At 69.2% G+C, this 14,667-nt stretch carries 15 protein-coding genes; 2 read left to right on the plus strand and 13 right to left on the minus strand.

Going from position 1 to position 14,667, the window contains the following annotated elements:
- From I7X12_RS05675 to I7X12_RS05710, 8 genes are all read right to left on the minus strand, one after another.
- The gene (locus tag I7X12_RS05675; RefSeq protein WP_198062888.1) at nt 1-408 is read right to left on the minus strand and encodes a hypothetical protein; all 408 of its coding nucleotides are present in this window, start codon (nt 406-408) and stop codon (nt 1-3) included.
- Nucleotides 409-981: 573 nt separating this feature from the next.
- Nucleotides 982-1,728 (minus strand): hypothetical protein, encoded by a 747-nt coding sequence (locus I7X12_RS05680; protein WP_232343069.1) that lies wholly within the window; start codon nt 1,726-1,728, stop codon nt 982-984.
- A 2-nt stretch (nt 1,729-1,730) separates the two neighbouring features.
- A complete protein-coding gene (locus I7X12_RS05685; protein WP_198062889.1) occupies nt 1,731-3,662 on the minus strand; it encodes a hypothetical protein in 1,932 nt (643 codons plus the stop codon).
- 287 nt (nt 3,663-3,949) lie between these two features.
- Nucleotides 3,950-5,839, minus strand: coding sequence for an Ig-like domain-containing protein (locus tag I7X12_RS05690; RefSeq protein WP_198062890.1), 1,890 nt, complete (start codon nt 5,837-5,839; stop codon nt 3,950-3,952).
- Entirely contained in the window at nt 5,836-6,231 is a 396-nt protein-coding gene (locus I7X12_RS05695) for a hypothetical protein (RefSeq protein ID WP_198062891.1), read from the minus strand. Before I7X12_RS05695 ends, I7X12_RS05690 begins: the two co-directional genes overlap by 4 nt.
- Nucleotides 6,232-6,363: 132 nt before the next feature.
- Nucleotides 6,364-7,182, minus strand: a complete 819-nt coding sequence (locus I7X12_RS05700; protein ID WP_198062892.1) for a hypothetical protein — start codon at nt 7,180-7,182, stop codon at nt 6,364-6,366.
- A gap of 55 nt (nt 7,183-7,237) precedes the next feature.
- A complete protein-coding gene (locus I7X12_RS05705; RefSeq protein WP_198062893.1) occupies nt 7,238-7,735 on the minus strand; it encodes a hypothetical protein in 498 nt (165 codons plus the stop codon).
- Nucleotides 7,732-8,079 (minus strand): hypothetical protein, encoded by a 348-nt coding sequence (locus I7X12_RS05710; RefSeq protein WP_198062894.1) that lies wholly within the window; start codon nt 8,077-8,079, stop codon nt 7,732-7,734. The genes I7X12_RS05705 and I7X12_RS05710 overlap by 4 nt, the downstream gene beginning before the upstream one ends.
- Nucleotides 8,080-8,313: 234 nt before the next feature.
- On the opposite strand from I7X12_RS05710, the gene I7X12_RS05715 reads away from it, so the two are divergent.
- Nucleotides 8,314-9,261 (plus strand): AAA family ATPase, encoded by a 948-nt coding sequence (locus I7X12_RS05715; RefSeq protein ID WP_198062895.1) that lies wholly within the window; start codon nt 8,314-8,316, stop codon nt 9,259-9,261.
- Between the two features lie 53 nt (nt 9,262-9,314).
- Entirely contained in the window at nt 9,315-10,382 is a 1,068-nt protein-coding gene (locus I7X12_RS05720) for a hypothetical protein (protein WP_198062896.1), read from the plus strand.
- Here the strand turns inward: I7X12_RS05720 and I7X12_RS05725 are convergent, their stop codons facing one another.
- The 5 genes from I7X12_RS05725 to I7X12_RS05745 form a co-directional block, all read right to left on the minus strand.
- Nucleotides 10,383-10,703 carry a DUF5789 family protein gene (locus I7X12_RS05725; RefSeq protein WP_198062897.1) on the minus strand — a complete coding sequence of 107 codons (321 nt, stop codon included), beginning with the start codon at nt 10,701-10,703 and terminating at the stop codon, nt 10,383-10,385. It abuts the gene before it with no gap.
- Between the two features lie 90 nt (nt 10,704-10,793).
- A complete protein-coding gene (locus I7X12_RS05730) occupies nt 10,794-10,964 on the minus strand; it encodes a hypothetical protein (RefSeq protein WP_198062898.1) in 171 nt (56 codons plus the stop codon).
- Nucleotides 10,965-11,041: 77 nt separating this feature from the next.
- Nucleotides 11,042-11,533: a DUF7519 family protein gene (locus I7X12_RS05735; protein ID WP_198062899.1), complete on the minus strand. Its 492-nt coding sequence runs from the start codon at nt 11,531-11,533 to the stop codon at nt 11,042-11,044.
- Nucleotides 11,530-13,590, minus strand: a complete 2,061-nt coding sequence (locus I7X12_RS05740) for a DUF58 domain-containing protein (protein WP_198062900.1) — start codon at nt 13,588-13,590, stop codon at nt 11,530-11,532. The genes I7X12_RS05735 and I7X12_RS05740 overlap by 4 nt, the downstream gene beginning before the upstream one ends.
- Entirely contained in the window at nt 13,587-14,594 is a 1,008-nt protein-coding gene (locus I7X12_RS05745; RefSeq protein WP_198062901.1) for a DUF4129 domain-containing protein, read from the minus strand. Before I7X12_RS05745 ends, I7X12_RS05740 begins: the two co-directional genes overlap by 4 nt.
- Nucleotides 14,595-14,667: the final 73 nt, after the last annotated feature.

The raw sequence follows: 14,667 nt of genomic DNA on the forward strand, positions 1-14,667 counted from the left end.
TTAATCGAACCTCGTTCCGTCGTCAACAGCATCTCCTGAGTCGGTGGCGGTCTGGTAGGACTCCCGCCCCAGCGTCTCGACCTTCTCGAGTCCGGTCTGTGTGAGGTCAGCGCCAGCTTTGAGCGTGTCCGCGGCCCCTTCGCGGACGCTTCCCTGCTGAATCGCCCGCTTGCCAGTATAGGCGACGGTCCCCGCCATGCCAACGGTGGCGAGGGCACCTGCGACCGGCAACGAACCCAGACCCGCCGCCGCTACGGCCGCCCCGCCGACTGCGCCGCCCGCCGGACCCATCATCTCCGAGAGTAGTTTCCGACCGCTACTCTTGTCGATGCTCCGGTCGGCCACGTTCGCGTCCCACATCGCCTCCATCATCGTCTCGTTCGCGTCGTCGTAGCCGTGGTTGTTCATGAAGTCTTCCTTGTCTTCGGCCGCCTCGAAGGGGTTGACGTCCTCGGACGCGTAGCGCTGGCGGCTCTGATCAGGGTCCGGGTCGCGGCCACCAGCGAACGCCGCAGTGTCGGGCTGGCTCCCGTCTTCGTACTGCGAGATCGCCGTTTGATCCGGCTCCGACGCTCGCTCCCCGCGCCGCTGAAGCCGGCGACCGGCCCGCTCGTCCCCGGCGTGTCCCGTCCGTACTCGTCGATGCCGGGATTATCGAGCCGGTCACCACTGGTGGTGTCGGGCAACTCCCGCGAGTCCGTACCGGACTGGCTCCGTGTCGCCTCGCCGGCCGAGCCGGATCTGGAACTGGCCGTCCCACCGGCCGGCTCGGGACTCCCGGCCGCTGTCCCCGAGTTCGACCCGCTGGACTTGCCACCGCTCCCGCTCCCGCGACCGACCACCTGCTTGCCCTTGCCGACCGCACCGCCGATGCCGCTCTTGATCGCGCCGCCCACGCCGCCGACGCCCGACATCGACGCCGCCACTGTCATTGCTCACCGTGTCGCGTTACCCAGTCGAAAAAGGTCGCTCGTTCGAGAGTCATCCAGATGTCGTCGGTTGGGCCTCCATCCACCCCTCGTCGCCGACGATGTGCAATTTCCCGATCCCTTCGACGCGATACTCCTCGGGCGGATCCTCGCCCATGTTGAGGTAGATGTCCCTGATCTGTGCCATGACGTGCGAGACGACGACGTCTTCCATCTGGTCTTCGTAGACAAAGTCCTCGGCCAACTCGACTTTCGGCAGGTGGAGCACCAGCGTTTCTTCGTCCGGCCAGGATGGATACGAGCCGGCGACCCGGTCTTGTCCGTTCTCCCGCTGGTACTCGACGACGAGATCTGCAACGTCCACGACTCGGTCCTCGCTGAACCGTATCGTCTTGTTGACTACCGCCGTCGCCTCGTCCATCTCCGGATCCTGGACGTACTCTTTGGGGGCCTGAATCGCTTTGTAAAACTCCCTGAACTCCTCGTGGAACGCTTCGACATCGTAGGAGGACAGCGAGCGTAATCCCGCTTCGACGTGATCGGGGTCCCACATCGGGTAGAGGATATCCGCGTCTGGGAACTCCTGCTGGGCCGCGTATTTAGCCCGTTCTTCGACCTGAGTCATGATCCGCTGCTCGTCCGGTGTGCGGTCCGCTGGATTATGTGAGTATGCTTCTTGTTGATGTTCTCTAACACCGCCATCCCAGTTTAGCGCAAGCCAGTGACGGTTTGTTCGCTCATCAAAGACATTAATGCCGATTCCTTGCTCTCCATCTGCACCCGTGATTTCTGTTTCCATCGTTATTTGATGTTGTCATTCGAGGAATCAGTGCTAAAGCCGCTCGACTCCTCAGATCCGCTGACCGTTTCGTATGACTGCCGACCCAACGTCTCGACCTTCTCGAGTCCGGTCTGTGTGAGGTTAGCGCCAGCTTTGAGCGTGTCCGCGGCCCCTTCGCGGACGCTTCCCTGCTGAATCGCCCGCTTACCAGTGTAGGCGACGGTCCCCGCCATGCCAACGGTGGCGAGGGCACCTGCGACCGGCAACGAACCCAGACCCGCCGCCGCTACGGCCGCCCCGCCGACTGCGCCACCCGCCGGACCCATCATCTCCGAGAGTAGTTTCCGACCGCTACTCTTGTCGATGCTCCGGTCGGCCACGTTCGCGTCCCACATCGCCTCCATCATCGTCTCGTTCGCGTCGTCGTAGCCGTGGTTGTTCATGAAGTCTTCCTTGTCTTCGGCCGCCTCGAAGGGGTTGACGTCCTCGGACGCGTAGCGCTGGCGGCTCCGGTCGGGGTCCGGATCGCGGCCGCCAGCGAACGCCGCAGTGTCGGGCTGGCTCCCGTCTTCGTACTGGGGGATCGCGGTTTGAGCCGGGGTGGACCCCGACGCGCCGTTGGGCGACTCCTCGCCCCGACTGGCCGCAGGAGTGTCCCGAGACGGAGTGCCGGTTTCGGGCGGGACGGTCGGTCCGCTCGTCCCGGTGGGCGACGGCGACGTGACGCTATCGCGGACGCCGTCGAGACTCCCGACCGACGGGTTCTCCGGCGTGTCCGCCCCGCCGTGGTTCAACGGGTCGGCGGAATCGCGGTCGGGCGTGGTTCCGCCACCGGCGTCCTCGCCGCCCGCGGCGGCCCCACCGGCGGCGGCTCCCGCGGCCGACCCGGAACTGCCACCGGAGCCGGACCCGCTTCCGATTCGCTTGCCGAGCGCGCCCTTCCCCTTGCTCGCGACGCTGCTGCTCGCGCGCTTCACCGCGCTGCCGACGCCGCCGACGCCCGACAGCGACGCGGCCATCGACATCACGAGGGCGCCGCCGAACAGGACCGCGACGACCGCGACGGTCTGGGTTATCGCGTTCCGGACCGTGTCCGTCAGGCTCGCCGACGCGCCGAGCGTCCCCCCCTCGGCGGCGCCGGCTCCGAGTGACGCGTTCGCGGCGGCCGTCGCGGCTTCGCCACCGCCGCCGCCCATGGCGATCTGGACGGACACCGCCATAATCCCGGCGACGACGACCCCCGCGACGAGCATCAGTCCCGCGGCTTTGAACACCAGCGCCGACAGCTGCTTGCCGTACTTCAGCGGCCCGACGTCGACCACCCACATCGCGATCAGCAACGGGTACAGCGCGAAGGCCACGTACACCAGGATCTCGCGCACGACCAGCAGCATGAGAAACCCGATGAGGACCATCAGTATCGAGATCGAGGAGAACAGCCCGATCACGACGACGACGACGAGACCCGCGATGCCGCTCCCGGCCGACGCCAGCGAGATGGTCCCGAAACAGGAGTCCGGACCGCTGAAACAGCTGGCGTTGCTCAGTAGGGCGTTCTGGATCGAGTTGACCACCGTCACCGCCCAGGCGATCAGCCCCTTCGAGAACAGTCCGGAGTCGCCCGGCGGGTTGACGACCACCAGCGAGACCGTCGCGGCGAAGCCCCGCCCGGCGAACCGGTAGGGGTCGACCCGCTCGGACTCCGGGAACAGCTGGACCATCCCCAGCACCCCCATCGCGAGGATCGACAACAGCGCGAAGTAGATGGTCATCGAGAGCTCCCAGATCGGCTGGAGGTCGCTCATCGGGTCGAGCCCGATCTCCAGGAACGCGCCGACCAGCTCGACGACGCTGCTGATCAGGACCTGGAGGAGGGTGTTGATCCCCTCCAGGAGTTTCTCGAACGCCCACTCGAAGACCGCTTTCAGCGGCCCGAGAACGTCTATCTGCATCCGTCGACACACCCCGTTTCTCCCCGGAGCCCCGAGTCGACGATGGAGTCGCTCCCGGGACTGTGCGTGGCGTTCACTCGACACTCGTCTCGGACGGTCGCCCCGGGACTGCGGCGTAGACCGGCGGACGACTGCCTCCGTGGGGCACGGGTTCCCCGTTCGCCCGAGCGAACGGGGACTCCGCCGACCACCTCGGCCCGACCGGGACACCGCCGCTGGCGCCCATCTCTCCATGGGCCCGCGTCGAGCGGTCGACGGCGTCTGGTAGGGTCCGTGCTGGTCATCTGTCAGAGTTCGAGTTCGATCGTTCTGAGCCAGAAGTAAATGAGGACGACCGGTGACGCGAAGACGCCGGCGAAGACGAGGTCCTGGGCGTGTCGGAGGACGGCCGTCTCCGGCAGGAACGTCCGTGATTCGGTCGCCCGACCGTGAAAGACGGCGCCGGGATTTCGCCAGGAGTCACGCTGGGCGGTCACCCGAACGAAACTGCCCGTGAGTTCGGTCTCGACCACGCCGTTCGTGTCGGTCGTCGCTTGGGAGTCGCCGAGGCCGAACAGTGACAGGTCCACGCCCGAGAGCGGCGCGCCCGTCTCCGGGTCGGTCACGGTGACTCTGATCCCGTCGGAGCCAACCGCTTCGATGTCGATCGCCGGCCGAACGTAGGGGACCTCCGAGTCCACGTCGACCGTGATCGAGTTTCCGTGGATCGTCTCCAGTTCGGTCGCGGGCGAGGCGGCTCGTCTGACCACGATAGTCCCGTAGAACAGGGGTCGGCGCTGTTCGAACGCGAAGTTCGAGCCCAGCGACGCGGTTCGCATCTCGCCCAGATAGGACTCGTGGCCGACGACCTCCGGGTCCGTCTCGGCGCCGTCCGACGACCGTATCACCGGTCCCGGACGCCCGCCCGAGGAGTCGACCGCGGGACCCGGTACGTCGGGGACGAGCGACGCCCGAAGGACGTTCTTCGGGCGATCGTTCACCGAGGTTCCGTCTTTCGAGACTCTGTAGGTCCGGCTGTACTGTCGGTGCGTGAACACCTGCCAGGACCCTGCGATTCGGTGCTCGCTCCCGAACCGGACCGACGACAGCAGGGGGCGGCTGCGGAGATCCGACCGGGAAACCGACTCCCCCGACCGCGCCCCGTCGAACGACAGCACGACGGCTTGCGTTTCCTCGCCCGTGTTGACGACGGTCTGGTCCACGTCGATTCCCCCGCTGTCCGTGACCTGGACGTCCCGCCGATCGGTCGCGATGGTGGTGAACGTCCGGTTGGCTTCCCTGAAGGAGACGACGTCCCAGTCACCTGCGGACTTGGTCTCCGACCCGTCCCCGGTGTCGGGGTCCCAGTCCCCCCGAGTCACGTTCACCGTCCGGACGACGGTGAAATTCCCCTTCAGAGTGAGCGTGCGCTCACCGTGAATCCCGGAGAGGTCGTATTCGAACGTCTCGCTTCCGGGGTTCGAGCGCCCGGTGTAGTTCTCTTTCGCGAGCGGCTCCCGCCTCCCGTCGAGTTCCAGCGTCCGCGTCTCGACGAACGTGCGACTGTAGGAGTAACACGTCCGCTCCCCGTCGACGTATTCGGTCTCGTTGTCGCTGTCGACGTCCGCCTCCGAGAACGACGTATCGGTACACTCCCCGTCGTCGTACGGCGTGTGCGGGACGAAGAGATAGTCCGCGAAGTACCGGATCTGTCCCCGGGCGGCGATGTAGTACGGGTAGTTGCCGCCGGTCAATCGTGGTTTCGCGCCGCTGTCGAATCCCATAAACGTCGCGTGGGCCTGCTTGAATCGGCGACCGGACCTCGGCGAGCTATGGGGAAACACCAGCGAGGAACCGACCCGGCGGCTCAGTGACGCGTGCTGGTCGGCCCGGTACTCCTGGAACCGGCCCGTGGTCGTCGAAAACCCCATGTCGGCGACTTCGGCGTATCTCGCCGGATCGATGGTACCCCTGTTCGGGTCGGGTTCCTCGGGCATGTCCGGGTCCCGGTCGGCGTCGTCGGAGTAGTACAGTCGCTCCGGGCCACCGGGGATATCGGGCGCACTCGTGGGGAGCGCCCCGACGACCACGACGGGCGTGACGACTAAGACGGCGAGAACTCCGACGGCGGACCACTTGTATCCGGATGATCGACGCATCGGCGAGTGTGGAAAGCGGGGATCCGTTGCCCGACTCACGCGGTCAGACCGAGGAGCGACCCCAGGAACCGCACTGCCACCTGGATCACGCCCACGCCGGCGACTGCGACGAACGAGTTCCGGATGCGCTTTTTCCCTTTTTGTGTCGACTCCGTGTCCGTTCCTGCGGTCATGTACTCGAAGAGCCCGTACGCACCGTTCGGAACGGCCACGGCGAAGATGACCACCGAGAGGAAGTCCGCGATCTGCCTGATCTGGTTCGTGAGTTCATCTTCCGCCGACGTGTCGTCCTCGCTGTCCCCGCTGTCCCCGCTGTCCCCGCTGTCCTGTGCAGCGGCGGCTCCCGTCAGCACGAAGAGGGCGACCGCTGCGATCAACACGTACTGTAACCACGTTCTGCCCCTGCCCGACCCCTGTTTTGCAGCGAACATACGTCACTGACCGATCGTTGCGTGTCTAATTTAAAATTGTTGTCTTGTGTTCGCCGAGTGAATGTCACGCCAGCCGCCACGAACGGCGTCGGCCGACCGTCGCGGCTGTGCCCGACGGATCCGGGACCAGTCTCAGTCACCGAGGGGGAGTGTCCGATCGCAGGGCCCTCCGGACGGGTCGACGAGCCCGTGTTCGACCGCAGCAGAGAGGTTCGCGACGGGGACGGTTTCGATTTCACCCCGTGTCCGCCGCTGGCCCGGTGGGACCAGCAACGTGGCGCGCCCTGTCGTTACGGCGGCGTCCACTTTCGCACCGAGCCGCCGCACTCGTTCGATAGATCCGTCCTCGTCGAGCCGACCGGTCGCGGCGACGCTCCCGTTCAGCCGACACTCCGTCCGGAGGGCGACGAAACCGAGTGCGACCGGCAGTCCGCCGCTCTCCCCGGAGAGGTACTGCCACGCGTCCGGGACGATGGGTTCGACGTAGTACCCGCCCGCCCCGCCGTCACCGGCGACGAGCCCCCTCGCGCTCCGGAGCGAACGCTGGAACCCCCGCCCGTAGTCGAGTTCGGTCACGTCGACGTGGATGCCGCTCGCCGGAACACGAGTCACGGAGATGTGAACCAACCTCCCGGCGGCGGATTCCGTATCGTACGCGAGTAGCGGAACGATCGCCGTCCGGTTCAGGGCACGGGTCGAAGCGGTGACGCTGCTCACCTCCCGCAGGTCTCGGACGTCGGTCGCCACCCCCTCCACGTCCCGTTCGACGGAACCGACCCGGTGGTCGACAGCGGCCGTCCAGCTCGCGTTCGCCACCACGAGGAGAGCGAGGAGGTATCCGAGACGGTTCCGGTCCACGTTCGCCACGGAACTTTCCCGACGAGCAACAAATGCGTTTTGGGAAGCGGCTCGGTCCTGGCCCGAGACCTCGTACCTCCCGCCGGTCTGCACTGAACGGAGTTCACCCGGTCGCAGCTGGTCGCTCGAACCACCCGGTCGTTCCCCGTCAGCGGACGGAACCGGACTCGACGCGGAACCGCCTGTGAACGAGATACGCCACACCTGTGACCTCGGCCAAACCGGGTGGGGTCACCGCCGAAGCGACGACGTAGATCCAGACCAACTGTGCCCGGTCGCTGTCGCCCGACCACACCGTACTCCCGTCCCGATAGAGGAGGACTGGCAGGGTCAGCCGGCAACCGACGTATCCGACTCCCAACCCGACCGCGACGAGGAAGAGTCGAGCGGAGCCGTTGTTCGTCGCGAGCAGAAGCGTCCCGAGGGCACCCAGCCCTGTCACTGCGAGCGCGGCCAGTAGCGTGACGATCAGCCGCCCGTCACTTGGATCGGTGGCGCCGGACCGTCCCGAGCGGTCGTCGGGCGAAGGGGGACGACCGGCGGAGTGCTCCGGCGCGGCGGAGATTCCGAACCCCGTCGGCTGGACGCCGATCTCCCAGGCTTCGTCGCGGTCGAGACCGCTCTCGCCCTCGTCGCGCCCGCTCATAGCACCGTGATTGCACCCAGGTGATCGAGGCCGACGACCAGAAACAGGAACGCGTACGCGACGCCGCGCCGTTCCCTACTGGTCGACGCCGCCCGGTTCGCGTACCCGAGGACCGCGCTCGTGCACAGAAAGAACAGGCCGAGCGCGCCGTAGAAGCCGATTACGACGCTGATACCGGCGAACGCCCCGACTGCTACGAGTCCGGCCAGCAGCTCGGACGCGTACGGTCGCCGATCTCGGTCACGGCCGGACGACCGATGCGACGCTGTCGACGACAACGGCGCGTCGACCTGTCGCCGCCGTTCGCGCGACGGGCGCTCACGTTTCCCGCGTTCCTCGCCCATCACTCGTGCGACGGGATACTTCGGACGGGTTGAAAAAACGACGGGATAGCCGCGGCGTCACCGACTCGGGCGCGCTCGCGCGATTCGAATCCGGGCCGGCACCAGCGGTCGTCGAGAGCGGCGGTTCCCGCCGGAGACGGTGGAGAGACCACGCGTCTCGCCCTCCGTGCGGAACCTGACACGGCCGCGGCGTCAGACCCAACGCCTAACTTGTCGGCGAACTCACGGGAGTCCATGGACGTAAGCGAAGCGAACGCGGAGTGCGACCGGGTCCTCGACGAGATCGGTTCGGCCGTCATCGCCGACCGGGAGTTCCTCGAGACGGTGCTCCTGGGATTCGTCGGCCGCGGCCACGTCCTCATGGAGGACGTGCCGGGGACCGGGAAGACGCTCACCGCCCGCAGCATGGCCACCGCGCTCGGCCTCGACTTTTCCCGCGTGCAGTTCACCCCCGATCTGCTCCCCGCCGACATCACCGGCACCCACGTGTTCAACGAGCGCGAACGCGAGTTCGAGTTCAACGAGGGCCCCCTCTTTGCCAACGTCGTGCTGGCCGACGAGATCAACCGCGCGCCGCCCAAGACCCAGTCCGCCCTCCTCGAAGCGATGGAGGAGGAACAGGTCACCGTCGACGGCGACACCTACGAACTCCCGTCGCCCTTCTTCGTCCTCGCGACGCAGAACCCCGTCGAGATGGAGGGCACCTTCGAACTCCCCGAGGCGCAGGTCGACCGCTTCCTCGTCAAGTCCTCGATCGGCTACCCCGACGAGGCCGGCGAGGAGGAACTACTGCACCGCCGGCTGGGCCGCAGCGAGCAGAGTCCCTCGGTCTCGCCCGTGCTGGACCAGGACCTGGTGACCGACCTGCGCGACGCGCCCGAGTCCGTCCGCGTCGACGACGACCTGGTGACCTACGTCTCGGCTATCGCCCGCGCGACCCGTCAGGATCGGCGCGTCGAGGTCGGCGTCTCTCCCCGTGGGACCCAGCGCCTGCTGGAGGCGACCCGCGCCCGCGCCGCCATGGTCGGCCGCGAGTACGTCACGCCCGACGACGTGAAACGCGTCGCCCAGCCCGTGATGGCCCACCGGGTCGTCCTCACACCCGACGCCCGCGTCGACGAGGTGCGGAAGTCGACCGTCGTCGACGCCGTGCTCGACGAGGTGCCCGTCCCGACTGTCTAATCGGTCTGTCTATTTCGTAACGTATTTTCGAGATTGCCTTATCGGCTTAGATGATGCCACCATCGCGACGACGACTGCTGCGACGCGCCGGGGCGGCGCTCCTGGCCGCGTCGGCGAGTGGGTGCCTGGACAGTGGTAGCGATCCGACCGCGAGCGACCCGTCGGCCGGCGAGCCCGACGACGCCACCAGCCCCACGCCGACGGCCACGTCCGCGCCGGGAGAACTGACGTCGACGCCGACGGCCGGTTCGGTGGGAGCCGAGACCGCGACGACGCCGACGGCGTCGTCGTTCGAGACGACGAACGAGAGCTACGGGAAGTGGTTACCGACCCCCGCGGCCGCGGGGATATTCAGACGGGAGGACTACATCTTCACGTCGGTCGCACCGGGGCCGCTGCTGGCCAACCGAGACCGCGTCAGCGAATCGCTCGTCTCGCGTGCCGAGTTCGACTCGTTCGTCCCGGGCGTCGATTCGAGCGAGGACATCACCGCCGGAACGCGCGTTCTCAAGGGCTGGACCGTCGTCGAGACGACCTACGACCGCGACGGGGCCGTCGCGACTGCCGAGGAACGCGGGTACACGCGGGACGAGCCCCACCGCGGGTTCGCGATTCGCTCGAACGACAGCGGTGCGACGCTGGCGTTCGGAGACGGTGTCATCGTCGTCTCGGGCGTCTCCGGGACGGCCTACGAGGGCGAGAAGCGACCGCGGATCGAGGCGGTGATCGACGCTGGAACCGGCAACGCACCCCGGTACGGGGAGGACGTCGACGGCTGTGGACGCCTGCTCGACGCGCTCGGGCCCGCCCACCTCGCGACGGGCGCCCCTCACCGGCGCGGCGCGAGCTTCGAGGGCGCCGTCGCCGTCGGGAAGTCCGCCCGGCTCGGTCCCGAGCGGACGCTGCTTCGCGCGCCGGTCGTGTTCGCCGAGGGCGCCGTCGACCGGGAGGCCGTCGGCGAGTGGGCCGCGAACGCCGGACTGTTCGACGACGCCGAGCCGACGACGGCGGTCGACGGCCGCACGGTCGTCGCTCGCGCGCTCGTGCCGACCGAGTCGTTCACCGGCTTCACCAGCACGCTCCCCGCCCACGGATCGGAGCGAACGGCGACCCCCGAGTGATCACTCCTCCGTCCCTTCGTCGGTCACCTCGTTCCCTTCGGAGCCGCCGCGGTCGGAGTAGCGCTGGCGACCGACCGACTCGGCGGGCATCATGTTGAGCATCCCCTGGCGTAGCTCCTCGTCGGACTCGAACGACTGGTCGCCCGCGCCGGCGAACAGGTTCCGGATGGCGATCGGGTCGGCGCTGGTGCGACCGATCTCCCGGTCGCCGTACTCGGAGACGAGTTCCCCCGCAGTCACCGGGTAGGACACCGCCTCGAAGACCGACTCGATCGACCCGAACTCGACGCCCTGGTCGTGATCCTCGTCGCTCTCGGACATACCCGTGTTCCGATCGGCCCGCGCAACTGCCTTGACCTTGCACACGAACGGGTGCGAGCCGTCGTGCCGAGCGCTCCGGACCGGTCGCCGTCAGAACGATGCCTCGGCGAAGACGGTCTCGACGGCGACGTACGCCACGGCGGCGACGACCAAGACGCCTGCCCACAGCGGACTGTACCAGTGGACCAGCCCGCCGAGGGCCGCCAGGAGACCGATCCCCGCGAGCGTCGCGACGACTGCCGGGCGAGTAGCGGGTACCATGGTGTCACCCAACTGGTTCGACTGGAGGGCTGGAAACTCTTGTGGTGCGGCGAGTCGGGAGCGCGGGTGTGCCCGGCTCAGGGTTCCAGCGCGTACAGCAACAGCGCGCTGCCGACCAGCAGGAAGACGAGGACGCCGGGCGTGAGCGTGGCGGTCGAGAACAGGAAGACGCCCAGCGCGATACCGCCGGCGACCAGCGTCGTGAGCGTGGCGCCGCCGAGGTGGACGAGGATCGCCCGCTGGACGGGCGCGTCGCGACCCAGGTGGTCGGCGAGGCCGACGACCTGCTCGGCGGTCGTCCAGGTGACGACCGTGGCGGCGGTCACGAGCAACAGGACGGCCGGCGGGGCGCCGCGGGCCCCGGCGTTGAGGACGCCGGCGAAGATCAGGCCGCTGCCGGCGGTCACGAGCGAGCGGGAGGCCCGGTCGGTCCCGAAGCCGACGACGGCGAGTCCGGCCGCGGCGACGGCGAACGAGACGAGGTTGACCGCGAGTCCGAGGACGGCGACGACGCCCGGCGCGAGCGCGATCAACACCGACTCGCGGGCGGGGCGACGGACGACGCTCACGCCGACCACCGCCGTTGAGCGGCGTCGATGGCCGTCTCCAGCGGGTTCGTGGTGTCCCAGTCGACGACGCGGACGCCTGCGCGGCGCAGCCGGGAGATCCGCATCGCCCGCTCGATGGCCGCCAGCCGCTGGCCGGTCGAGGCGCTCGCGGTCACGTCGGGGCTGAGGACCGTGACCGGGAACCCGCGGGCGTGTAGCTGGCGGACGATGTCGACGGCGTCGTCGTCGGCCAGCGGCGAACAGAGGACGAGCTGGGCGTCGCTGGGGAGCTCTCGGCGGAGCCGACGCTCGGCGAACTCGCCGTAGAACGTGCCCTCGGGTCGGTTCCCGTCGAAGGCGGGGTGGCGTTCGAGCAGGCTGCGGGCGCGGGCGGCCTGGGTGGCGCCGCCGCGGGGTTCGAGCCAGCAGCGCTCGGGCGAGAGGGCGGCCAGTCCCACCGAATCGCCGGCGCCGACGAGCGAGGCGACGACCACGTCCGCAGCGGCGATCCCGTGGTCGACCGCCGAGGGGGCGTCGACGCGTGGGGCGACGTACGCCTCCGCACGGGCGTCGACGAGGACGACCACCGTCGCGGCGTGTTCCTCGCGGAAGAGGAGGGTCGCGAACTCCCCCGAGCGGGCGACTCGGTTCCAGTCGATCCGCGAGAGGGGGTCCCCGCGCTGGTACTCCCGTACCGAGTGGAGTTCGACGCCGCTGCCGCCGGTGTCGGTGACGACGCGGCCCACCCGGCGAGCGGTCTGGGGGTGGACCGGGATCTCCTCGTCGGCGCTCAGGTCGAGCGCGCAGGACAGCACGGTTTCGCCCTCTCCCCGGACGTGCCGTTCGCGTTCCAGCGCGCCGCTGAAGTCGCGGGCGACGACGTGGACCGAGTCGAAGGGGTGGTCACCTCGCACCGCCTCGACGGTGTAGGAGAAGCGCACGGTCTCGCCGGCCCGGAGCGCGGTCGCGAACCGGGGCGAGCCGTCGACGACGCGGACGGCGGGCGGGACGCCGTCGACGAGGCGCAGGTCCGGCAGGAGGTCGTCGCTCTCGTTGGTGACGCGGACGGTCACGGTGACGGACTCGCCGGGTTCGGGGTCGGTCGCGGAGAGGTCGCGCTCGACGGCCAGCGCGACGGGCGGGGGCGAGGAGAGGTAGACGTAGCCGGCGGCGCCGACGACGGTCGCGGCGGCGACCATCAGCGACGGCGGAACCGCCGAGTGGCCCGCCCAGATACCGACGCCGACGGCGAGCAGTCCCAGCCCGGTCAGCCCCGTCCAGCGGTTCGTCCGTCGGTCGACCTGGCGACGCCGTCGGTCGGTCGTCCGGACCGTCGCGGGACGGGACTCGTCGGTCGTCGCCGCTTCCCAGTCGGCGGCGTCGAGGCCGGGCGCGAGGGCGGCCAGCTCGGCCAGCACGCGGTCGGTATCGGTCGAGAGCTTCGTCCGGCGGCCGACGAGCGACCGGACCTGGTCGCCCGTCGCGGAGACCGCCGACTCCGCCGAGAGGAATCGTGCGGCGACGGGGTCGTCGGTCCACGTCCCCGCGGTGACGGCCTCGCGGGCGTCGGCCTCGGAGATCCGTTCGGCCTGGGCGTAGATCGAGGTCGCCGCGCGCCGGAGGCGCTCGGTCGCGTCGCGGCGGGCGTCGATCCGCGTCCGGCTCAGCCCGTGGATCGCGCCGGCGAGCGTGTCGTCGAACGCCGACCCGGGGACGGTGACGGACTCGCGGTACTCCACGTCGGCCGTCTCGGCCGTCTCGTAGTCGGTGAACAGCCGCCGGACGAGCGCGATCAGCCCCGTCAGTATCGCCGAGACGGAGAGCCCGGCGACCACGCCGTTCCCGAACGGGAGCGCGGGCACCACGTCGAAGCCGACGACCGCCGCCAGCCCCGCCACGACGACGACCAAACCGAGGGCCGTCCTGGCCGGGTTGTCGCGCACCGACGGCGCCTGGAAGTCGATATCGCCCGTCACCCCCGTGTCGACGGTCTCCATGGTCCGCCCCATGGCCTGGCCCTGCTGGAGCCGCTGGTCGGTGACGGTCCCGGGGTCCCGGTCCACGTCGTCGGGACTCACGTCCGATCACCCGACTCGGCGGGCGCGTCGACCTCGCTGCCCGTGCCGTCGGCCACCGGTGACCCGCCGTCGGACTCGGCGGCCGCCGCCGCGACCGAATCGGCGTCGACGCCCTCGTGCGCCGCCTGGATCGCCCGCAGCGTCTCGACCGCGTGCCGTTCGTGGTCGGCGGTGACCGGCTCCGAGCCGTAGCGGGCCCGCTCGAAGAGGTCGGTCAGCTCGGCGACGCGGGCCTCGTCCATCCCGGCGGCGGTCGCGGCGTCGGCGAACTCGCCGGGCGTGCTCGTCGCGGGGTCGGGCACGTCCAGCGCCGTCGTCATCTCGACCCAGGCCTCGTAGACGGCGTTCTCGGCGTCGCCCTCGTGGTCGTCGATGCGCTCGGCCGCGCGGGCCGCCGCGGCACCCACCGCCTCGCGGTCGGGCGCGTCGGGCTCGGGCGGCGGCGACGGGTCGACCGACGCGTCGACGCTGGCGCTGGCGTAGTAGATCAGCCCCAGCGCGGCGACCAGCGCGAACCCGACGACACCGAACGTCACCAGCGAGGGCAGGTCGCGCTCGTTGTCCGCCGCGCTCTCGTCGACGCTTCCCCTGTCACCGCCACCGCCGAGCGGGTCCCCGGTCGCGTTCGGCAGCGCCTGGTCGACCGCGGTCCCGTCGAGCGTGCCGGAAAGCAGCAACAGCAGTCCGAACAACCCGACGAACACTACGAGAGCGACGGCGATGCCCAGCGCCCGGTCGTAGCCCATCAACAGCGCCGACGGGATCGCCAGCGCGACCGCCGCCGCGACGAGGAGCGCCACCCAGTCGCCGGGGAGTCCCGGCGCGTCGGGCGCGCTCTGGTTGGTCGGCGTCGACTGACCCAGCGGTTCGTCGTCGACCCCGACCGATTCGCCCTCGCCCGAGCCCCGCTGGTTGCTCGACGTGGCCGAGAGCGTCGACGCCGTCAGCGCCAGTGCGACGACACACAACACCACCACCACGGCGGCGGCCGCTCGGTCTGCCATGACCTGACCAAACAGTCAGGAGGAACTTAAGGCTCCCGTCACGTCGATCGACCGACAACGGTCGGTCACTTCG

This window comes from Halosimplex litoreum, assembly GCF_016065055.1.
GTDB lineage: Archaea > Halobacteriota > Halobacteria > Halobacteriales > Haloarculaceae > Halosimplex > Halosimplex litoreum.

Excerpts from the sequence above, each read along its gene's own strand:
- I7X12_RS05710 (WP_198062894.1), bottom strand. The coding sequence starts at position 8,079 with ATGGGCGAGGAACGCGGGAAACGTGAGCGCCCGTCGCGCGAACGGCGG.
- I7X12_RS05730 (WP_198062898.1), bottom strand. The coding sequence starts at position 10,964 with ATGGTACCCGCTACTCGCCCGGCAGTCGTCGCGACGCTCGCGGGGATC.
- I7X12_RS05725 (WP_198062897.1), bottom strand. The coding sequence starts at position 10,703 with ATGTCCGAGAGCGACGAGGATCACGACCAGGGCGTCGAGTTCGGGTCG.
- I7X12_RS05745 (WP_198062901.1), bottom strand. The coding sequence starts at position 14,594 with ATGGCAGACCGAGCGGCCGCCGCCGTGGTGGTGGTGTTGTGTGTCGTC.
- I7X12_RS05705 (WP_198062893.1), bottom strand. The coding sequence starts at position 7,735 with ATGAGCGGGCGCGACGAGGGCGAGAGCGGTCTCGACCGCGACGAAGCC.
- I7X12_RS05695 (WP_198062891.1), bottom strand. The coding sequence starts at position 6,231 with ATGTTCGCTGCAAAACAGGGGTCGGGCAGGGGCAGAACGTGGTTACAG.
- I7X12_RS05685 (WP_198062889.1), bottom strand. The coding sequence starts at position 3,662 with ATGCAGATAGACGTTCTCGGGCCGCTGAAAGCGGTCTTCGAGTGGGCG.
- I7X12_RS05715 (WP_198062895.1), top strand. The coding sequence starts at position 8,314 with ATGGACGTAAGCGAAGCGAACGCGGAGTGCGACCGGGTCCTCGACGAG.
- I7X12_RS05680 (WP_232343069.1), bottom strand. The coding sequence starts at position 1,728 with ATGGAAACAGAAATCACGGGTGCAGATGGAGAGCAAGGAATCGGCATT.
- I7X12_RS05675 (WP_198062888.1), bottom strand. The coding sequence starts at position 408 with ATGAACAACCACGGCTACGACGACGCGAACGAGACGATGATGGAGGCG.
- I7X12_RS05720 (WP_198062896.1), top strand. The coding sequence starts at position 9,315 with ATGCCACCATCGCGACGACGACTGCTGCGACGCGCCGGGGCGGCGCTC.